The organism is Pseudomonas sp. PGPR N4 (assembly GCF_059693665.1).
This window is the reverse complement of sequence record NZ_JCAUKV010000006.1, coordinates 1-19,847: the sequence shown is the minus strand read 5'-3', so window position 1 is coordinate 19,847 and position 19,847 is coordinate 1. Positions and strand designations below refer to the sequence as shown.

Sequence of the window (19,847 nt, the reverse complement as noted above, 5' to 3'; positions counted from 1 at the left end):
GCTGCGAGGGCGCGCCGATCCGATTGCAAACCCTTCAGGATGCTTTAGGCTGAGCTTCACCTTCAAAAAGAACAATAGGCGTTGCATGAGCGCGAATCCGAGCCAGTTGCGCAAGTTCGTTTCCCCGGAAATCATTTTTGGTGCCGGCTGCAGACATCACGTTGCCAACTATGCGCGGACCTTCGGCGCGCGCAAGGTACTGCTGGTCAGTGACCCCGGCGTGCTGGCTGCCGGCTGGGTCGCCGACGTCGAGGCCAGTCTTCAGGGGCAGGGTATCGACTACTGCCTGCTTACCGATGTCTCGCCCAATCCTCGCGTTGAAGAGGTCATGGCCGGCGCCGAGCGCTACCGCAGCGAACAGTGCGACGTGATCGTCGCCGTCGGTGGCGGCAGCCCTATGGACTGCGCCAAGGGCATCGGCATCGTCGTCGCCCATGGCCGGCATATCCTCGAATTCGAAGGGGTCGACACCATTCGCGTGCCGAGCCCGCCGCTTATTTTGATCCCTACAACAGCAGGCACCTCAGCGGATGTGTCGCAGTTCGTGATCATTTCCAACCAGCAGCAACGGATGAAGTTTTCCATCGTCAGCAAGGCCGTGGTGCCAGACGTGTCGTTGATCGATCCGGAAACAACCCTGAGCATGGACCCGTTTTTATCCGCTTGCACCGGCATTGACGCCCTGGTGCATGCCATCGAGGCGTTCGTGTCGACCGGCCATGGCCCGCTGACCGACCCACATGCCTTGGAGGCGATGCGCCTGATCAACGGCAATCTGGTACAGATGATCGCCAGCCCCAACGATATTGTCCTGCGCGAAAAGGTCATGCTCGGCAGCATGCAGGCGGGGCTGGCGTTTTCCAATGCCATTCTTGGCGCCGTGCACGCCATGTCGCACAGCCTTGGCGGGTTTCTCGACCTGCCCCATGGGTTATGCAATGCGGTGCTGGTCGAGCATGTGGTGGCGTTCAATTACAGTGCGGCGCCAGAGCGCTTCAAAATGATTGCGCAGACGCTGGGGATTGATTGTCGTGGGCTCAATCATGAACAGGTGCGCAAGCGTCTGGTCGATCACCTGATCGCGTTGAAGCATGCGGTGGGGTTTCACGAAACCCTTGGCCTGCATGGCGTCGGCAGCAGCGATATCCCGTTCCTGTCGCGCCATGCGATGGGCGATCCGTGCATTCTGACCAACCCGCGCAGCTCGAGCCTGCGAGATGTCGAGGTGGTCTATGGCGAGGCCCTCTGAGCCTGGCGCCGATGCCCTGGCCGGATTATTGGGGTTGTCCAACCACACGGTGCGCAAGAGCCACTACCCTGAGCTGGCGGTGCGCCTGGAAGAGCTCGAGGCGGAGCGCAATCGCTACACCTGGCTGTTCGAGCACGCCGTGCACGGCATCTTTCAGGCCAGCCTGGAAGACGGCATGCGCGCAGCCAATCCGGCGCTGGCGCGCATGCTCGGCTACGACCACGCGCAGGCGTTGCTGTTCTCGCGCAGCGATCTGGCCAGCTTGCTGTTCGATCGGGGCACCGATGAGTTGGCCGAGATCGTCGCCACCCTCCAGCGCGAGCGCGCTTTGCTGGCCTATGAGACCCGCCTGCGCCGCCGTGATGGCAGCAGCGTCGATGTGCTCATGAACCTGCTGTCGCGTCCGGACGAACCCGGCGTGGTCGAAGGTTTCGTGGCGGATATCACCGAGCGCAAGCAGGTTCAGGCACGCCTGCAGCAGCTCAATGACCAGCTTGAACAGCGGGTTGCCGAGCGCACCAATGAGCTGATCGAGGCGCGCGACGCCGCGCAGGCTGCCAACCTGAGCAAGGACAAGTACCTTGCTGCGGCCAGCCACGATTTGCTGCAGCCGTTGAATGCCGCCAGGTTGTTGATTTCGACCTTGCGCGAACGCGACCTGGCCGCAGCCGAAGGCCTGCTGGTCGAGCGTGCGCACCAGGCACTGGAAGGCGCTGAAGACTTGCTCAGCGACCTGCTGGATATCTCCCGCCTGGATCACGCGACCATCCAGCCCGATTTCGACTGTTATCGACTTGATGATCTGCTGTTACCGCTGGAGTCGGAGTTTCAGCCGGTTGCCGAGGCTGCCGGGCTGTCGCTGCGGGTGCGTGGTGGTCCGCCGGTGATACGCACCGATTTGCGCCTGCTGACGCGGATACTGCGCAACTTTCTCAGCAATGCCTGCCGTTACACCGAGCAGGGGCGGGTGCTGCTGGGCTGGCGGCGGCGCGGTGACAAGCTGAGCATCGAAGTCTGGGACAGCGGCCGTGGCATCGCCGCCGAGCGCTTGCAGTCAATCTTTCTCGAATTCAACCAGCTGGATGTCGGCCGGGCTGCCGACCGCAAAGGTGTCGGGCTGGGGCTGGCAATCGTCGAGCGGATCGCACGTATCCTTGAGTGCAAGATCGGCGTACGTTCCTGGCCGGACCGCGGTTCGGTGTTCAGCATCGAGGTGCCTATCTCCAGTCAGGAGCCGGCGCCAGCGAGCCTGCCGATTACGCAGGCTAGTGTCGGCGACCCTTTGCCTGGGCGGCGCCTGCTGGTGCTGGACAACGAGCTGAGTATCCGCCAGAGCATGGCGGCACTGCTCGGCCAGTGGGGCTGCGAGGTGTTGACCGCAGGGGATCTGCATGAATCGCTGCAAGTCCTGCAGGGGCGGCCACCGGAACTGGTGCTGGCGGATTTTCACCTTGATCATGGCCTGACGGGTTGTCATGTTGTTCGCGACCTCAGGGCGCACTTCGCCTGCACGATTCCGGCGGTGATGATTACGGCTGATCGCAGCGAGCAGAGCCGGAGGGCCATGCAGCGGCTGAAGGCACCGCTGCTGAACAAACCGGTCAAGCCAGGCAAGCTGCGCGCTGTGCTCAGCCAATTGCTGGCACAGTGACTGTGGCTGGAGCAGGGGATACTAGTGCACCTTGTACATCATTTCAGACAATTGCCCGGTAATCCCTGTTGCCCGTTGCGCCTTGGCGCCTTAGACTGCCGCCCCCTGTAAAAGAGTGCCGGTTGGCGCTTGAAGAATTCTGTTGCGCAGGCACTGGCCTGAGCGACACCCGAATCGCCCAATGCACATTTTTTCATAGAGAAATCGATGACCAAGGAACAGTTGCTGGCCATGTCGGCCGATGACTACATGAACGCTGCTCAGCTGGAGTTCTTCACCCAGCTGCTGCAAGCGATGAAGGTAGAAACCCACGAGCGCATCGAACAGAGCCGCATCACCATCGAGAGCCTGGATACCCCTTCGGATCCTGCCGACGTGGCGTCGGTCGAGGAAGAGCGTCACTGGCTGGTCAACGGTATCGAGCGCGATCAGCGCCTGCTGCCGCAGCTGGAGATGGCCCTCGGTCGTATTGGCGACGGTGATTTTGGCTGGTGCGAAGACAGCGGCGAGGCGATTGGCCTGCAGCGTCTGCTGATCAGCCCGACCACCAAGTACTGCATCGAAGCGCAAGAGCGCCACGAACAGATCGGTCGCCACCAGCGCCAGATCTGATCGATCGCAGCATGCATGGCCCCACGGAGCGATCCCTGGGGCTTTTTGCATTTGTTCGGCGCTACTATGGTTGCGGGGCGCCTTGATGGTTGCTCTGCATCAAGTCTGTGCTCGTTAAGCCGAAGGAAGTATAGATAGTGGCGTTATAGTGGCGTTTAATGGGGAGCAATAATGCACTAGAGGATGGACCCTCAACATGATGCGTGACGGATCTGTGCCCACCTGTGACATGCCGCAACCCGCAAAACGCCTGGTACTGCCAGCAATTGCCGTGTTGCAGGGGGCAGCGCTGGCTGCCGTGCTGGCCGCCATGGCGTTTGCTCAGTTGGCGTTCTATCTGGCCCTGCCGCTGGCATTGTTGGTGCTCTGGTTACCGGGTTGGCGCCGCAAGGCGGCCCAGCCAGGAAGCGCCGAGCGGTCTTCACCGGCGCACGATGAGCTGACCCAAACCTTGGCGCGCAGCACCAGCCGTAACGCCTTGTCTGCCGCCTCCATGGCTTTTTCGGTACAACAGTTGGCCACTCGGTTGCAGTCACAGCTGGGCGCCGCCGATCAGATCGTTGACAGTGCACAGATCATGATCGGTACCGAGAAAGCCACCTCTCAGCTCAGCCAGCAGGCGTTGCAGGCGGCCCGTTCAGCACATTCCAGCAGCGCGGCAGGGCAGCAGGTACTGGCCGAGTCGATCCAGCGCATGCACCAGTTAAGCGCCCGGGCCACGGCCAGCCGCGAGTTGATCGAAGCCCTGCACCAGCGCAGCGAAGATATCGCTCGGGTCACCTTGGTGATCCAGGCCATCGCTAGCCAGACCAACCTGCTCGCGCTCAACGCGGCGATCGAGGCGGCCAGGGCAGGCGAGCACGGGCGTGGTTTTGCAGTGGTTGCCGATGAAGTGCGCGGCCTGGCCGGGCGAACCGCAGCCGCTACCGGCGAAGTGGGTGCGATGGTCGCCGATATTCAGGCCCGCACCGCTGAGGTGGTCGAGCAGATTCGTAGTCTGGCCGGGGATTTGAGTGCTGACCTGGTTCAGGTCGAGCAAACAGGCGAGCAATTGACCTTGATCGCCAAGCTGGCGGCCTCTGTGGAGCTGCAGGTTGACGAGATCGCCGAGGGCACCCAGATCAACCAGCAACAACTGGATAACCTGTTCCTGGCGGTTGGGCAGGTGCGCACTGATCTGGAACTCAGCGATGGGCAAACGCGCAGTCTTGCCCAGGCAGCGGTGCATATGGAACGACAAGCGGAGGCGCTTAGCGAGCGGCTGGCCGAAGTTGGCCTGGATGACTATCACCAGCGCATTTTTGCGCTTGCCGAGCAGGGCGCGCGGAGTATCGCTGCCCGCTTTGAGCAGGATATCGAGCAAGGTCTGATTAGCGAAGAGGCGCTGTTCGATCGGCGCTACCAACCCATCCCGAGCATGCAGCCGCCGCGCTTCACCACCCGCTTTGACCAGTACACTGATGCGGTGCTGCCGCAATTGCAGGAGCCGCTGCTGGCCCAGCATGAGGGGCTGGTCTACGCGATTGCCTGCACTGGCGAGGGCTATGTACCGACGCACAACGCGGCGTTCAACCTGCCCTTGACCGGCGACCCGCTGCATGACACCGCGCACAACCGCAGCAAGCGCAAGTTCGACGACCGCACCGGTATCCGCTGTGGCAACCATCAGCAGCGGTTGCTGTTGCAAACCTACAGCCGCGATACCGGTGAACTCATGCATGACCTGTCGGTGCCGCTGTTCATCAACGGTAGACACTGGGGCGGCCTGCGTCTGGGCTACAAGCCCGAGCCTGGTATGAACTGAACGGAGTTTATTGCCGCTGATGCAATACAGATGTACCAGGCCGCGCTGTTTGTAGTTTCGGTTGATGCGTATCATGGCTACATCGTTAGGTTGCTAATTAAATTCCGGAGGGGATGATGAATAGCCAGATCGATGTCGCAGTGATGATCGGCTCCGGTGTGCCGGCAGCATTGCAGGCGCGTGGCCTGCGGGTCTGCTGGGTCGTGCTGGTAAATGGCGAACGTCGTGGTACCGCGTTTGCCAGTCGCCGTGAGGCGCTGGAATGTCGAGCTGCCTGGCAGGCCCAGCTCGGCCGAACACAGGCAGCCTGAAAGCCTTTTCAGCTCTCCAGAAAGCGCGCCAGTTCACACGCATCGCTGTGCCGGCGCCGAAAACCTCTTACCCGGCCGGTAGCGCTGTCGGTTACGTGAAAAAAGGCGATGCCGGCAGCCACGACCCGAAATCTGGGTCGGTCTGCAGCGCTGGTCAGGCAATAAATGTCGCTTGGGCCTCGACGGATTTCAGTATTTTCGTGCATATTTCTCCCGTGTAACGCGCAGAGGGTTGCCTTGGGCCGTCAGGCCTGGGACCTGTCGCTATCTATTGCATGTCTACCGGCAGTGTTGAAGTCAGTATTTACGCCTGCGTTGTGGGAAAATTGCCGAAATGTGATGTGCGGATCTGGCTGGCACAGCGGGGTTAAAAATCCTGCCTGCTGCGTAGTCGTTATGTACGGGCCGCTCGTGCTCTATTTCATTAGTCTTTCAGCAGCGATCTGAAATGGCTGCGCCGCCGATCAATTCGGGTGTGGCGCTTGTAACCCTGTTTGAGGATTTGAGATTGGCAGTCAGTACTCTTGATACCCATGCGTTATTTGCATTGGGCGACTTGCGTGGCAAGTTGGCCCAGTTGTTTCACGGGCGTTTCGTTTATGTCACCGAGCAAAGCCCCGACGGTTTGTACATGGCCGAAATCGACACCGACAGCTCATTGGTGGTGGATGACAAACAGCGGCTTGAGTTGAAGGTAGGCGATCACTTCCGCGCCGCAGTTCTGCCCAGTCGCGAAGGTGGCAAGCTGGAGCTGCGTTTTCGCGAGATCAAGCTGAATATCTACGGCGGCGACTATGCCTTCGTCAAGGTGGCGGAAGGTGAGGGCATCGTGTTTCGTAACGGCCAGGGCGTGATGTTGGTCTTTGCCGCCCAGCAACAAGTGCAGGAAGGCCTGGGCAAGCTGCTCAAGGCTGTGACCGGCAAGGTCGCCAAGTGGCGCAAGGGCGAGCTGACCACATTCAAGGCCAGTGAGTGACGATAGCTTGTCTGCCCAGGGACGGGCGGAGTTTCACCGCCAGTTCGAATCACAGGCGCAGGCGCATGCCGAGCGGCTGCTGGCCCAGCGCGCAGTGATGGGCAGCGCCTGGCTGAGTTGGGTTGCCGGCCAGTTGTATGAGATTACGCCCGCGCCCTTGGCTGCAATGGTCCGGCGCGAACTGCAGCGCTTGAATCGCTAAGCCCAGGCTGGCTTGGCGGGTATCTCAATTGCCCTGGTTATTGCCGCCGCTGATTTCAGCAGGTACGTCTTCGCCTGCCGCACGTTTACGAAACAGCGCTGCGCGGGCCAGTAGCAAGGTGGTAACCGGCACGGTTATCGACAGCAGAATCGGGATCAGCCAGGCATGCACGATTGGCCCCTGCTTCAACCATGAAAAATACAGGATCGATGCCAGGCTCACGCACCAGGCGCCGATAGTTGAAGCCAGTGCAGGCGGGTGCATGCGTTGGAAGTAGTCTTTCAGCCGCACCAGGCCGATCGCACCAATCAGCGCGAACAGGCTGCCTGTCAGCAGTAATGCTGCGGTCGTGAGTTCGAGCCAGAACGGCAGTTGCAGAGCTTCGGTCATTCTATTACCTCACCGCGCAGGAGGAATTTGGCCAGGGCGAATGAGCCGACGAAGCCGAACAAGGCAATCAGCAGTGCGCCTTCGAAATAGGTATCGCTGGCATAGCGAATGCCCAGTACGAGCATCATCAACATGGCCAGGATGTACAGGTAATCCAGCGCCAGGACCCGGTCCTGAGCGGAAGGGCCGCGGAACAACCTGACCAAGGCCAGCGCCATGGCGATGGTGAAGATGAACAAGCTGGCGAGAATGGCGTTGGCGAGCAGGCCTGTCATTCGAATATCTCCATCAGCGGGCGTTCATAGGTGTGCTTGAAGTGTTCGATGAACTGCGCCTCATCACGCAGATCGAACACGTGCAGCAGCAGCATGCTGCGGTCCAGGGCAAGTTCTGACCAGACCGTGCCGGGCACCACCGTAGTGATCATCGACAGAGCGGCCAGGCCGTGTACATCGCGCAATGCCAGTGGAATGTGGACGAATGCCGATCGTGGCGGCCGGCGCTTTGCCGACAGTACGCTGCGGGCAACGTGCAGGTTGGAGGTGATGACATCCAGGCCAACACGGCCGATCAGTTTGGCAACCACCCACGGCCGTTTCACGTGCGCATGTTGCGGGCGCAGTGGGGCCAGCAGGATGGGCGCGAGAATCGCCAGCAAGGCGCCGAGCAGAAGATTGCCTGGGCTGACCGAGAGATTCAGCAACAGCCACAACGCGAACAGTGCAATGGACAGTAGCGGAGCGGGTAACAGACGGTTCATGGCTGTTCCTCGGTGTTGAAGGAGGTTGGGCCAGGAATCGGCATCGAGCTCATTACTGCCTCGATGTAGGCTTGCGGTGCCTGCAGGCTTGCAGCGGTGTCCTGGGTATAGCGCAGCAGCGGTTCGGCCCTGACGCTTAGGAACAGGCACAGGCCGAGCAGAATAGCGATCGGCAGGCACTCGTAGCGGCGCAGCAGCGGCGAAGGGCGCTCTTCGGGCTTCCAGAAGCGCTGGATGCCAACCCGGCCAAAGGCGATCAGTGACGCCATGCCGGAAAGCACCAATAACGCGACCAGGCACCAGCCGGCCGCCGACAGTGGCTGCTCCGGCGCAACGCCCAAGCCCAGCGGGTTGAACAGCGCGCTGATCAGGCTCAGCTTGCCGATAAAGCCCGACAGCGGCGGCATGCCGATGATCAACAGCGCGCAGGCAATAAAGCTCAAACCCAGGAATGCCATGGTCCACGGAATGATCTGACCGATTACCGCCTTCTGCTGATCGTCTAGGTTGATGCCCTTGGGTGGATGCAGAGACTCCAGCAGAGGCGGCGACAGGCCTTCGTCATCATCCAGCGGCGTCTCGTTGGCCGAGCGCGAGCGCTCGATCAATTCCGCCAGCAGGAACAACGCGCACAGGGCCAGGGTCGAGCTGACCAAATAGAACAGCGCGCTGCCGGTCAGAATTGGCTGGCCGAAACCTATCGCTGCCATCAAGGTGCCGGCTGAAACCAGAATGCTCAGCGCTGCCATGCGCTCCAGGCGCTGTGCGGCCAGAATCGACACGGCGGCGACCGCCAGGGTTGCCAGGCCGCCGTAGACCAGCCATTCGCCGCCAAAGTGCGCCGATGCGCCGGCTTGCCCGGAAAATAGCAACGTCCACAGCCGCAGCACGGCGTACAGGCCGACCTTGGTCATGATTGCGAATAGCGCGGCAACCGGTGCGCTCGCCGAGGAGTAGGCCGGTACCAGCCAGAAATTCAGCGGCCAGATCCCTGCCTTGGCCAGGAAGGCCATCGCCAGAATGGCTGCGCCGGCGTGCAGCAGGCCACGATCAGCCTCAGGTACCAGCGGGATCTTCAAGGCCAGGTCGGCCATGTTCAGCGTGCCGGTGACGCCATAGAGCATGGCTGCACCGACCAGAAACAGCGAAGAGGCGAACAGGTTAATGGCGATGTAGTGCAAGCCGGCTTTGACTCGAGCGCGACCTGAACCGTGCAGGAGCAGGCCATACGACGCTGCCAGCAGCACCTCGAAGAAGACGAACAGGTTGAACAGGTCGGCGGTGAGGAATGCGCCGTACAGGCCCATCAGCTGGATCTGGAACAACGCATGAAAACTCGCCCCGGCGCCGTCCCAGCGCGCCCGGGCGAACAGCAGGGCGCTGACGCCGATCACGCCGGTCAGGCTTAGCATCAATGCCGAGAGGTGGTCGACCACCAGCACGATGCCAAATGGGGCTGACCAGTTACCGGGCAAATAGACACCGATCGACTCGGCTTGGCCTTGGCTGCGCACCCAGTTCAGCAGGGTCAGCGCAATCGCCAGGCCGATGATGCTCGACAGCAGGTTGAGGTGGGCCTTGATCCGGCGATGTTTCTCACCCAGCAGCAACATTATCGCCGCTGTCACCAGCGGCAACAGGATTGGTGCGACGATCAATTGATTCATCCAGCTCATTCTTCACGCTCCCGGCCATCGACGTGGTCAGTGCCGGTCAGCCCGCGCGAGGCCAGCAGCACAACCAGGAACAACGCGGTCATGGCAAAGCTGATGACGATCGCGGTCAACACCAATGCTTGTGGCAATGGGTCTGTGTAGTGCAGCAAGTCTTGCGTCACGCCTTCCTTGATGATCGGCTCTTTGCCGATGAACAGGCTGCCCATGCTGAAGATGAACAGGTTGACCCCGTAGGACAGCAGGCACAGCCCCATGATCACCTGATAGGTACGTGGCCGCAGGATCAGCCAGACCCCGGACGCGGCCAAGACACCGATGGCTACTGCAATTACTTCTTCCATCAGGCGGCTCCTGTCTGGCTGGATTTCTGTGCGCTGCCTGGGCGATAGGCGCGCACTGATTGGTGGGCCAAGGCCGTCAGAATCAGCAAGGTCGAACCTACCACCACGCTGTAAACGCCGATGTCGAAGAACAGTGCACTGGCCACGTGCACGTCACCCAGCAACGGCAGGTGCAGGTGCGCGGTATGGGTGGTCAGGAACGGATAACCCAGCAGCATCGCGCCAGCGCCGGTAAGCGTTGCGCAGAGCAGGCCGGTACCCATCCAGCGCAGCGGCCGCAGGCTCATCTGCGCCTCCACCCATTGGGTGCCCGCCACCATGTACTGCAGGATGAACGCCACCGACATCACCAGGCCGGCGACGAAGCCACCCCCAGGTTGGTTGTGACCGCGCATGAACAGGTACATCGACACCATCAGGGCCACCGGCAGCAACAGCCGCACCAACGCCGCGGGCACCATCATGAAGCCCATTGCCGTGTCGGTGGCATGCCGCGGATTGATCAGGTCGGTAACCACATCCGGGGCCAGCTGGCGCTGCTGCGCCGGCAGTTGCATGCTTTCCTTGGGTGGGCGGAAGCGGCGCAGCAGGGCGAATACGGTCAACGCCACGGCAACCAGCACGGTGATCTCGCCGAGGGTATCGAAGCCGCGGAAGTCCACCAGCATCACGTTGACCACATTGGTCCCGCCGCCCTGGGGTAGTGCACGGCTCAAGTAGAACGAGGAGATATCGTTGGGCGTAGGCCGGGTCAGCATCGAGTAGGACAGCAGAGCCATTCCGCCACCGACCAACACGGCCAACAGCAGGTCACGCAGGCGGCGCAAGCGTGCTCGTTCCAGACTGCCGGGCAGAGGTGAGACACCTTCGATACGGCGTGGCAGCCAGCGCAGACCGAGCAGGATCAGTACCGTGGTAACGACTTCAACCGCCAGCTGAGTCAGGGCCAGGTCAGGCGCGGAGAACCAGACAAAGGTGATGCAGGTCATCAGGCCGCAGACGCTGACCATGGTCAGTGCCGCCAGACGATGATATTTGGCCTGCCAGGCAGCCCCGATGGCGCAGGCAATAGCAATCAGCCACAAGGCTACAAACACCCCGGAGCCAGGTATCTTGGGTCGATCACCCCAGCTCAGGCCGCTATACAGCAGCGGCGTCAGGCCAGCGATAAACGCCGCCAGCACGAGCATGAACAGTTGTTTCTGCAAGCGTCGGGTAGTCAGCGCTGCCTCCACGTGACGCGCGATCAGCATCAACCGGACCAGCCCATGTTCGAACAGGCGCTTGCCATTGAAGCGTTCGATCAGTGGCGGATACGGAAACCTGCCCAGGCGCAGTTGCTTGCGCAACAGCAGGTACAGCACCACGCCACCGCACATGGCCACCAGGCTCATGATCAGTGGCGCATTCCAGCCGTGCCAGATGGCCAGGCTGTACTCGGGCAGCGTGCCGCCGACCACCGGTAGCGCCGCTGCGGCGAGCAGGGGGCCGACCGATTGGGCCGGGAAGATCCCCACCACCAGGCAGGTCAGCACCAGCAGCTCGACCGGTGCCCGCATCCAGCGCGGTGGTTCGTGGGGGGTATGCGGCAGGTCTTGGGCAGGTGGGCCGAAGAATACGTCTACGGTAAAGCGCAGGGCGTAGGCAACGCTGAAGGTGCCCGCCAGGGTGGCGATGACTGGCAGCGTGGCTTCAACCCAGGCGGTAGAGGAAATGAACACCGTTTCGGCGAAGAACATTTCCTTGGACAAGAAGCCGTTCATCAACGGCACGCCGGCCATCGACGCACTGGCAACCATGGCCAGGGTCGCGGTGTAAGGGATCAGCCGCATCAACCCGCTGAGACGGCGGATATCGCGCGTTCCGCTCTCATGGTCGATGATGCCCGCGGCCATGAACAGCGACGCCTTGAAGGTCGCGTGGTTGAGGATGTGGAACACTGCTGCGACCGCCGCCAGCGGGCTGTTCAGGCCGAGCAGCAAGGTGATCAGGCCCAGGTGACTGATGGTCGAGTAGGCAAGCAGGCCCTTGAGGTCATTTTGAAACATCGCTGCGAAGGCGCCCAGAAGCAGGGTAATGGCACCCGCGCCGCCGACAATCCAGAACCATTCCTCGGTGCCAGCCAGAGTTGGCCACAGCCGAGCCATGAGGAACACGCCTGCCTTGACCATCGTTGCCGAGTGCAGATACGCCGAAACCGGAGTCGGCGCCGCCATGGCGTGGGGCAGCCAGAACTGGAATGGAAACTGCGCACTCTTGCTCAGCGCGCCAATCAGTATCAGCGGCAGCAATACCGGATACAGCGCATGCTGGCGCACGGTTTCCCCGGCAGCGAGCACTTTGTCCAGGTCATAGCTGCCGACCACATGGCCGAGCAGCAGGGCACCCACTAGCAGGCACAGGCCCCCGGCCCCGGTCACCATCAGCGCCATATAAGCGCCGCGGCGTGCATCAGCGCGGTGGTGCCAGTAACCGATCAGCAGGAACGAGAATAGACTGGTCAGTTCCCAGAAGAACACCAGCTGGATCAGATTGCCGGAAATCACCAGCCCGAGCATTGCGCCCATGAACGCCAGGAAAAACGCGAAGAAGCGCGGCACCGGATCTTGCGGCGACATGTAGTAGCGCGCATATAGCGACACCAGCGTGCCTATGCCCAGTACCAGCAGCGAGAACAGCCAGGCGAAGCCGTCCATGCGCAGCACCAGATTCAAGCCCAGGCTTGGCAGCCACAGAAACTCCTCGCGGATTACTCCGCCGTGAGCGATCTGAGGGTAGAGCAGCGCTACCTGAACCGTGCCGATGAGGGCCACCAGCCCGGCGAGAATCGACTCGGCGTTCCTAGCGTTGTGCGGCAGGACGGCCGCCAGGCAACTGCCAACGAAGGGCAGAAGCAATAGCACTATCAATGACATAGCGACCTAATCTGGAGGAGTTTGGTAAGGATAATACGTGCCGAACGGTTGATCACCAACACGCAAGCTGTGCCAGAATCCTACAAATGGGGTGTGACAAGCAGTTTTTTTATAACAGCTTTTTACAAAGCATAGCTGTTCTTTTCTCGATTACTGGCTGGTTTCGCCGTCCACTGGCGCGTTATTTGCCTGCTGAGAATGGTCACTGCGGCGGATCTTCAGTTCGCTGACGACCACGGCGATCACGATCAGCAACCCGCCAAGCAACGCCATCCCGGGCAGACGCTCGCCGGCGAGACGCCCGACTACGCCTGCCCACACCGGTTCGCCCGCATAGATCAGGGTTGCACGAGTGGGCGATACCGATTTTTGCGCCCAGTTCATGGCCACCTGAATGATTGCGCTCATCAGGCCCAGGCCGAGGGCGCTGGCCAGCAGTAGCCAGGAAAAATCAGGCAATGATTCTCTGGTCGGCAGGATCATCGCAAATGACAGCAGCGAGGCAGTGGCCAATTGCACCACCGTCACCCTGCGTACATCGACCTGGCCGGCATAGCGGCTGATCAGAATGATCTCTGCGGCGATTGCCACGGCGCTGACCAAAGTCAGCAGTTCGCCTTCACTGAAGTGCAGGCCCGCACTGCTGGGGCCGGCGAGCAGCATCAGGCCGACAAATGCCAGGCAAATGCCGATGCTTGGCATCAAACCGGGGCGTCTGCCCAGCACCAGCCACTGCAATAGTGGCACGAACGGTACGTAGAGCGCGGTGATGAATGCCGACTGGCTGCTGTTGATCGTCTGCAGGCCCATCGTCTGCAAACCGTAACCGAGCATGATGGTGATGCCGATCAAAACGCCGGCCTTGAGTTCGAGCATGGTCAGGCCCGCCAATGCTCTTGCTGAGACCAGGCCCACGAACACGGCTGCCGCAGCGAAGCGCAGGCCGACAAAGAACATCGGGCCGCTGACGCTCATGACGTTGTGCACGATGAGAAAAGTGCCGCCCCACAGCATGGTAATGAACACCAGCACCAGCTCTGCCTTGCTCAGGCGGAAACTGACAGTGGTCTTGGACTGACTGGGGGCTTGGTTCATGGTTGCACGCTCGACAGGGGCGGCGCACAATCGCCGCAAAGTGGGCAGTATACTGCGCAAGGCATACCGATGAGCAATATAGTGCACAAATCCTCGACGCATCGCGCTTCCGTGCTTCAGCACGTCAGTCAGAACATTCGCCAATTGCGTGGCGCGGCGGGTCTCAGCCAGAGTGCCCTGGCCGAGCGCTCCGGAGTCAGTCGGCGCATGCTGGTAGCCATCGAAGGCGGTGAGAAGAACGTCAGCCTGACCACCCTGGACTTGATCGCCGAGGCCTTGGGAGTCGCGTTCAGCCAGTTGATTCAGGCTCCGGAGCAGCGCGATCCGAGCCGTATTGAAGAGCTGGCATGGGCCGGCGAGCATCCCGGCAGCAAAGCCTTGTTACTGGGGAGTAGCCCGGCGCGGCGCGAGGTGGAGTTATGGGAGTGGACGCTGGCCCCTGGCGAATCCTACGCCAGCGAGGCAGATGCCGAAGGCTGGAGCGAGCAGATCTACATCGCCGAGGGTTGCTTGACGCTGATTATCGAAGGTCAGGCCCAGCAGTTGGCGACGGGGCAGTTCCACATCTTTGCCAGCAACCGCCGCTATGCCTATCGCAATGACGGCGAGCTGCCCGTGCGGTTCGTGCGCAATGTGGTGATCTGAAGCTCACTGCTGGTAGGTCGCCAGGCATTCTTCAGTGTTTTGCACCGTTGCGTAAGCGAATGCCAGTGAGGCCATGAACGCTGCATGCACCTGAGCGGCTGGCACTTCCTGGCCATTGAATTCCAGCGCTCGTGTGGCGCACGCATCATGGGCGACCGTGACGCTGTAGCCAAAATCGGCGGCAGCCCGCACTGCAGCATCGATGCACATGTGGCTCATGCTGCCGACAATCGTCATGGCTTGCACTGCATGCTCATCAAGCAGTTCTTTCAGGCCGGTCTCCTGGAAGGCATTGACCTGTTGTTTGAGCAGCAACGGCTCATCACCGAGGGGAGCAGCCTTGGGGTGAATTTCGGCTCCGGCTGAGCCCGGCGCAAAGAATGGCGCGTCGGCGCTGGCAAATTCATGGTGAACATGCACGATCAGGTCGCCGCGCTTGCGCGCTGCATGGAGCAGCAACGCTGCGTTGTCGGCGGCCGCATCAGCGCCGTCGAGGGACCACTTGCCTCCTGGAAAGTAGTCTTTCTGGATATCGATAACGATCAGTGCTTGTTTGCTCATGCTGCCTCCTGCGGCGGGTGCCAGGTTGAACACTAGTTATAGATGCGAATTGCCTGGCAGGTGCGATACCGAAACTTACAGCAATGTTGTTAGCGGCTCTGACGGATGCGGCCCAGGGCCGCCAAGCGCCAGATGATCGTGATTGTTGCGCAGCGGGCACTCCTTCAGCGACATGCAGCCGCAGCCTATGCAGCCGTCCAGTTGGTCGCGCAGCAGAGTCAACTCTGCGATGCGCTGGCTGAGATCGTCTCGCCACCCGGCCGACAGGCGCTGCCAGTCAGCTGCATTCGGGGTATGGTCCAGCGGCAGGCTGGATAGCGCTTTGGCGATGGTGGCTAGCGGGATGCCCAGACGCTGGGCCATCTTGATCACCGCCACCCGGCGCAGCATCGCACGCGGGTAGCGGCGTTGATTGCCGGCGTTGCGGCTGCTTTGGATCAACCCCTTGGTTTCGTAGAAGTGCAGGGCGGTAACCGCGACACCGCTGCGGCTGGCCAATTGGCCAACGCTGAGCTGGCGCTCGGCTTCCCTAGTAGGGGGGGCAGGCATGCTAATTAATCCTTGACCTTGACTTAACTCGAGGTTTTACCCTGCCGGCCATGATGACTGCAAGTACTGCATAAAGGAGATAGCCTGTGGCCGCTGCGATGCATTCCCTATGGTTTACCCAAATGATCGAATATGAAGTGCCGGCTAGCCGTCAGGCTGCTCTGGCCAACGCGCTGGTGTTGCGCAGCGAGCAACTGGCCACGCGCTGGCCGGCGTTGCTGAGGGTAAGCGTTCAAGCCAGCGATGACGGCTGTCGGGTCCTGCAACATTTGCAGTGGCAGACCCGTGAACAGTGGCAAGCGGCCTGCGGCTATTTCACTGATGAGCCATTCCTCGAGCTGCTTCAGCAGCATCAGGCCAGAAGTGTCAACTTCGCCGCGTACCAAGCTGTGCGAAGTCTGGTACGCGGTAATGATGGCGGCCTGCATTGTGAGGTTGGCGCGGTCGCTGATAGCCAAAGCTAATCATCTGTTACCTATGCCGATTGCGAGTGACGGGAGGCTGCTCCATTATCAACGGCTTGATTGCCGATGAAGTCGCTATCGCAGGAGTGTGCATGACATGAATAGCCAGTCCCAGTTGCAGCAGAACGTGCCGACGCGTCTCGCCCGTGTGCGCGAGGTCATGGCCAGCGAAGGCGTGGACGCGCTGTTGGTGCCATCGGCAGACCCGCACCTGTCCGAGTACCTGCCGGGCCACTGGCAGGGTCGTCAGTGGCTGTCTGGTTTTCATGGTTCGGTGGGTACATTGGTGGTTCTGGCGGACTTCGCTGGGTTGTGGGTAGACAGCCGTTACTGGGAGCAGGCTGCAAACGAACTCGCCGGCAGCGGCATAGAATTGATGAAGCTGATGCCAGGTAGTGCGGGCCCGTTCGATTGGCTCGGCAGCAATCTTCAGCCGCAGGCGACGGTTGCCGTTGACGGCGCTGTGCTGTCCTTGACCGCGTCTCGGCAACTTCAGCAGAGTTTGCAGGCCAACGGAATACGGTTGGTGACTGACAAGGATTTGCTTGATCAGGTCTGGGGGACACGCCCGGCGCTGCCGGCTGCTCCAATCTACGAGCACTTGCCGCCCCAGGCCACAGCCACCCGAGCGGAAAAACTGGCCGCGCTGCGCAGCACCTTGAGCAGCAAAGGTGCCGATTGGCATTTCATTGCCACTCTGGATGATATCGCCTGGTTGTTCAATCTGCGTGGCAGTGATGTTTCCTATAACCCGGTGTTCGTCGCATTTGCATGGATTGGTCAGCAGCAGGCGGTGCTGTTCGTCGACCTGAACAAAGTCGATGCCCAACTGCGTCAGGCGCTGACGGCCGACGGTGTCGAGCTGCAGGACTACCACCAGGCAGGGCGCTTGCTCGCCTCGATTACGGATGGCAGCACTGTGTTGATCGATCCGGCTCGGGTCACCTGTGGCCTGGTTGGTCGGCTCGGGGCTCAGGTGAAGCTGCTCGAGCAGATCAACCCGACGTCGTTGAGCAAGTCGCGCAAGAGCGATGCTGAACTGGCGCATGTTCGTCAGGTCATGGAGCAGGACGGGGCGGCGCTCTGCGAATTTTTTGCCTGGTTCGAGGCCAACCTTGGCAAGCAACAGATCACCGAGTTGACCATCGACGAGCGCCTGACTGCAGCGCGAGCGCAGCGACCTGGCTATGTTTCACTGAGCTTCTCGACCATTGCCGCTTTCAATGCCAATGGCGCCATGCCGCACTACCGTGCTACCGAGCAGTCCCATGCGGTAATCAAGGGCGACGGGCTGCTGTTGATCGATTCGGGCGGCCAGTACCTGGGCGGCACTACCGACATTACCCGGATGGTCCCGGTAGGTCAGCCGACCCGGGCACAGCGTGAGGATTGCACTCGCGTGCTCAAAGGCATGATCGCGTTGTCGCGAGCGAGTTTCCCGCGCGGCATCTTGTCTCCGTTGCTGGATGCAATTGCGCGGGCGCCGCTCTGGGCTGATCAGGTCGATTACGGCCATGGCACTGGCCACGGCGTCGGCTACTTCATGAATGTGCATGAAGGGCCGCAGGTCATTGCCTATCAGGCCCAGGCGTTGCCGCAAACGGCGATGCAGGAGGGCATGATCAGTTCGATCGAGCCTGGCACCTATCGCCCAGGCAAGTGGGGCGTACGGATCGAAAACCTGGTGGTCAATCGCGCTGCGGGCAAGAGCGAGTTCGGCGACTTCCTTGCGTTCGAGACTTTGACCCTATGTCCGATCGATATACGTTGCCTGCTGGTCGAACGGCTCAATGATGAGGAAAGGCGCTGGCTCAACCAGTATCACGCCCATGTCTGCGAGCGGCTGGCACCTCTGCTGGCGGGTTCTGCACTGCAGTGGTTGCGAGATCGTACGGTGGCTGTCTGAGTCTGCGCTCCAACGTAAAAAGGGCAGCCATTTGGCTACCCTTCAGCGTTATTACTTGCAGATGACGATCATGCTGCGGCTGGTATAGCCAGCCGGGTTGATTCCGAACAGGTAGTCACCCGGTTCTTCATCAGTATCGCCCGAGCGGGCCACTACTCTATAGCCGCGAGTGCTGCACGCACTGGCCGCCTTGGCATTGCACTTTTCCCACGAAGAGGAAAGGCCGGAGCAATTGATGTGTAAACCCTTTTTCCCGCGCTTGACTTCGGTCTGTGCGGTGGCGGCACACCCTGCGATGGCCATTACAGCCAGGATGAGCAAAATACGTTTCATGCCTGTCCTTAAATGTGGGGGCGACTGCATGCCTGCTCCCATCGTCCTCGCCTGATTCTTCCTGAATTTACCTCAGCGTCCGTGTTCGGCACAGTAGATAGCGTAGAGATTATGATTTTGTGACAGCTTAATCAGGCCTGCGGGTCGGTACAACCGCTAAACACAGCAAATGAAAATATTTCTCAATTCAGTCAGCGACGACCGCCGGTGTACGTTCCTTGCGCATTGTCAGGGTGGCTCCAGCAGAAGCGGTGATGATCGCAGCGATAGCCAGCCACTGCCCAGAGGTGAGCTTCTCGCCGAGGAATAGTAAGCCCGACAGCGCACCAAAGGCTGGCTCGATACTCATCAAAGTCCCGAACGTGCGCGCTGGCATTCGGGTCAATGCAACCATCTCCAGGCTGTAGGGGAGGGCCGTTGATAACACTGCCACGCCCAGGGCGATGGGCAGCAGTGCCGGGTTGAGGAGTGCGGTGCCTGCATGAATGACACCGATCGGCGCAACGAACAAAGCGGCGATCACGACACCGAGTGCGGCTGTCTGCACGCCGTGCTCGGCGCCGGCCTTTTGCCCATAAAGGATGTACAACGCCCAGCACACGCCGGCACCAAGTGCGTAGCTGGCGCCAACCAGGTCAACAGCGCTTGTGCTTTGTCCAACTGGTATCAGCAAGAGCAAGCCTGCAATTGCCAGCGCAATCCAGAGAAAGTCGATGGCGCGGCGCGAGGCAAAAATGGCCACCGCTAGTGGACCTGTGAATTCCAGTGCCACGGCGATGCCCAGTGGCACTGTGCGCAGCGACATATAGAAGAGCAGGTTCATCCCGCCCAATGCCATCCCGTAGATCAGCACATTGCGCCAGGTGCTGCTGTCCATGCGTGCCCGCCATGGGCGCAGGATGAGCAGCATGATCACGCTGGCAAAAACCAGGCGCAGGGTGGTGGTGCCCTGGGCGCCGATCAAGGGGAACATTCCCTTGGCCAGGGATGCGCCTGACTGGATGGATGCCATGGCTATTAATAGCAGGCCAATCGGGAACAACGTGGTGGCCATGCTGCGGGGCGTGGTGCTCATGATTCGGCAGGGATCCTGTGGTGGGCGCGATGCGCACTATAGTGCGCAGGTTGCTCGATTTGTCGCAAGCACGCTGTGCAGAGTGATTTTTGATGTCAGGCGATGAATTAACGCTTGACGCATTCCTGTGAGCCCTTATAATGCGCCCCACTTCCAGCGTAGTTGGAACGGAAAACTCCTTTATTTTCAAAGAGTTAGAAGTTTCAGAGGTGCTGCAAGGTCTTCGATCGAAAGATCGTCAGCGGTGAAAAAGGCAGTTGACAGCAGGTTGTAACGCTGTAGAATTCGCCTCCCGCTACGAGAGATCGCAAGCGAGTCAAGTGTTTGAAGTT

The 19,847-nt window shown here is 60.6% G+C and carries 21 protein-coding genes; 10 read left to right on the top strand and 11 right to left on the bottom strand.

The annotated features are described in order from the left end of the window. The first annotated feature begins 85 nt into the window (after positions 1–85). The 7 genes from ercA to AC58X1_RS20255 all read left to right on the top strand — a co-directional run bounded on the left by ercA (position 86) and on the right by AC58X1_RS20255 (position 6,805). Complete coding sequence (gene ercA, locus AC58X1_RS20285) at positions 86–1,249, top strand: alcohol dehydrogenase-like regulatory protein ErcA (RefSeq protein ID WP_150569661.1); 1,164 nt, start codon at positions 86–88, stop codon at positions 1,247–1,249. After that, the gene (locus AC58X1_RS20280; protein ID WP_497429367.1) at positions 1,233–2,900 is read left to right on the top strand and encodes a PAS domain-containing hybrid sensor histidine kinase/response regulator; all 1,668 of its coding nucleotides are present in this window, start codon (positions 1,233–1,235) and stop codon (positions 2,898–2,900) included. The genes ercA and AC58X1_RS20280 overlap by 17 nt, the downstream gene beginning before the upstream one ends. A gap of 207 nt (positions 2,901–3,107) precedes the next feature. Next, a complete protein-coding gene (locus tag AC58X1_RS20275; protein ID WP_101318304.1) occupies positions 3,108–3,512 on the top strand; it encodes a TraR/DksA family transcriptional regulator in 405 nt (134 codons plus the stop codon). Positions 3,513–3,708: 196 nt separating this feature from the next. Further along, positions 3,709–5,316 (top strand): methyl-accepting chemotaxis protein, encoded by a 1,608-nt coding sequence (locus tag AC58X1_RS20270; protein WP_497429366.1) that lies wholly within the window; start codon positions 3,709–3,711, stop codon positions 5,314–5,316. A 116-nt stretch (positions 5,317–5,432) separates the two neighbouring features. Next, on the top strand, positions 5,433–5,627 hold the full coding sequence (locus AC58X1_RS20265) for a hypothetical protein (RefSeq protein ID WP_150569658.1): 195 nt from the start codon (positions 5,433–5,435) through the stop codon (positions 5,625–5,627). Positions 5,628–6,135: 508 nt separating this feature from the next. After that, positions 6,136–6,603: a hypothetical protein gene (locus AC58X1_RS20260; RefSeq protein ID WP_150569657.1), complete on the top strand. Its 468-nt coding sequence runs from the start codon at positions 6,136–6,138 to the stop codon at positions 6,601–6,603. Then, a complete protein-coding gene (locus AC58X1_RS20255; RefSeq protein ID WP_101318310.1) occupies positions 6,596–6,805 on the top strand; it encodes a hypothetical protein in 210 nt (69 codons plus the stop codon). Before AC58X1_RS20260 ends, AC58X1_RS20255 begins: the two co-directional genes overlap by 8 nt. Positions 6,806–6,829: 24 nt before the next feature. Here AC58X1_RS20255 and AC58X1_RS20250 read toward each other — a convergent pair whose 3' ends face one another. The 7 genes from AC58X1_RS20250 to AC58X1_RS20220 form a co-directional block, all read right to left on the bottom strand. Beyond that, positions 6,830–7,195: a Na+/H+ antiporter subunit G gene (locus tag AC58X1_RS20250; protein WP_401180115.1), complete on the bottom strand. Its 366-nt coding sequence runs from the start codon at positions 7,193–7,195 to the stop codon at positions 6,830–6,832. Next, on the bottom strand, positions 7,192–7,470 hold the full coding sequence (locus tag AC58X1_RS20245; protein WP_101318314.1) for a K+/H+ antiporter subunit F: 279 nt from the start codon (positions 7,468–7,470) through the stop codon (positions 7,192–7,194). The genes AC58X1_RS20250 and AC58X1_RS20245 overlap by 4 nt, the downstream gene beginning before the upstream one ends. After that, a complete protein-coding gene (locus AC58X1_RS20240) occupies positions 7,467–7,955 on the bottom strand; it encodes a Na+/H+ antiporter subunit E (protein ID WP_150569654.1) in 489 nt (162 codons plus the stop codon). The genes AC58X1_RS20245 and AC58X1_RS20240 overlap by 4 nt, the downstream gene beginning before the upstream one ends. Further along, a complete protein-coding gene (locus tag AC58X1_RS20235; RefSeq protein ID WP_150569653.1) occupies positions 7,952–9,631 on the bottom strand; it encodes a monovalent cation/H+ antiporter subunit D in 1,680 nt (559 codons plus the stop codon). The genes AC58X1_RS20240 and AC58X1_RS20235 overlap by 4 nt, the downstream gene beginning before the upstream one ends. Further along, positions 9,628–9,972, bottom strand: coding sequence for a Na+/H+ antiporter subunit C (locus AC58X1_RS20230; protein WP_043213881.1), 345 nt, complete (start codon positions 9,970–9,972; stop codon positions 9,628–9,630). Before AC58X1_RS20230 ends, AC58X1_RS20235 begins: the two co-directional genes overlap by 4 nt. Next, positions 9,972–12,887: a monovalent cation/H+ antiporter subunit A gene (locus tag AC58X1_RS20225; RefSeq protein WP_150569652.1), complete on the bottom strand. Its 2,916-nt coding sequence runs from the start codon at positions 12,885–12,887 to the stop codon at positions 9,972–9,974. Before AC58X1_RS20225 ends, AC58X1_RS20230 begins: the two co-directional genes overlap by 1 nt. 150 nt (positions 12,888–13,037) lie before the next feature. Beyond that, on the bottom strand, positions 13,038–13,982 hold the full coding sequence (locus AC58X1_RS20220) for a DMT family transporter (protein WP_259077264.1): 945 nt from the start codon (positions 13,980–13,982) through the stop codon (positions 13,038–13,040). Between the two features lie 81 nt (positions 13,983–14,063). On the opposite strand from AC58X1_RS20220, the gene AC58X1_RS20215 reads away from it, so the two are divergent. Continuing rightward, positions 14,064–14,627: a helix-turn-helix domain-containing protein gene (locus AC58X1_RS20215; protein WP_150569826.1), complete on the top strand. Its 564-nt coding sequence runs from the start codon at positions 14,064–14,066 to the stop codon at positions 14,625–14,627. A gap of 3 nt (positions 14,628–14,630) precedes the next feature. Here AC58X1_RS20215 and AC58X1_RS20210 read toward each other — a convergent pair whose 3' ends face one another. Continuing rightward, positions 14,631–15,188, bottom strand: coding sequence for a cysteine hydrolase family protein (locus tag AC58X1_RS20210; protein WP_497429365.1), 558 nt, complete (start codon positions 15,186–15,188; stop codon positions 14,631–14,633). 75 nt (positions 15,189–15,263) lie between these two features. Further along, entirely contained in the window at positions 15,264–15,737 is a 474-nt protein-coding gene (soxR, locus tag AC58X1_RS20205; RefSeq protein WP_150569649.1) for a redox-sensitive transcriptional activator SoxR, read from the bottom strand. A 122-nt stretch (positions 15,738–15,859) separates the two neighbouring features. Between soxR and AC58X1_RS20200 the strand changes: the two genes are divergently transcribed. Beyond that, positions 15,860–16,201: an antibiotic biosynthesis monooxygenase gene (locus AC58X1_RS20200; protein WP_497429364.1), complete on the top strand. Its 342-nt coding sequence runs from the start codon at positions 15,860–15,862 to the stop codon at positions 16,199–16,201. A gap of 97 nt (positions 16,202–16,298) precedes the next feature. Then, positions 16,299–18,107, top strand: coding sequence for an aminopeptidase P family protein (locus AC58X1_RS20195; protein WP_312390484.1), 1,809 nt, complete (start codon positions 16,299–16,301; stop codon positions 18,105–18,107). Positions 18,108–18,158: 51 nt separating this feature from the next. Here the strand turns inward: AC58X1_RS20195 and AC58X1_RS20190 are convergent, their stop codons facing one another. After that, on the bottom strand, positions 18,159–18,440 hold the full coding sequence (locus AC58X1_RS20190) for a hypothetical protein (protein WP_101318332.1): 282 nt from the start codon (positions 18,438–18,440) through the stop codon (positions 18,159–18,161). Between the two features lie 187 nt (positions 18,441–18,627). Next, positions 18,628–19,515, bottom strand: coding sequence for a threonine/homoserine exporter RhtA (gene rhtA / locus AC58X1_RS20185; RefSeq protein WP_447734907.1), 888 nt, complete (start codon positions 19,513–19,515; stop codon positions 18,628–18,630). Between the last annotated feature and the right edge of the window lie 332 nt (positions 19,516–19,847).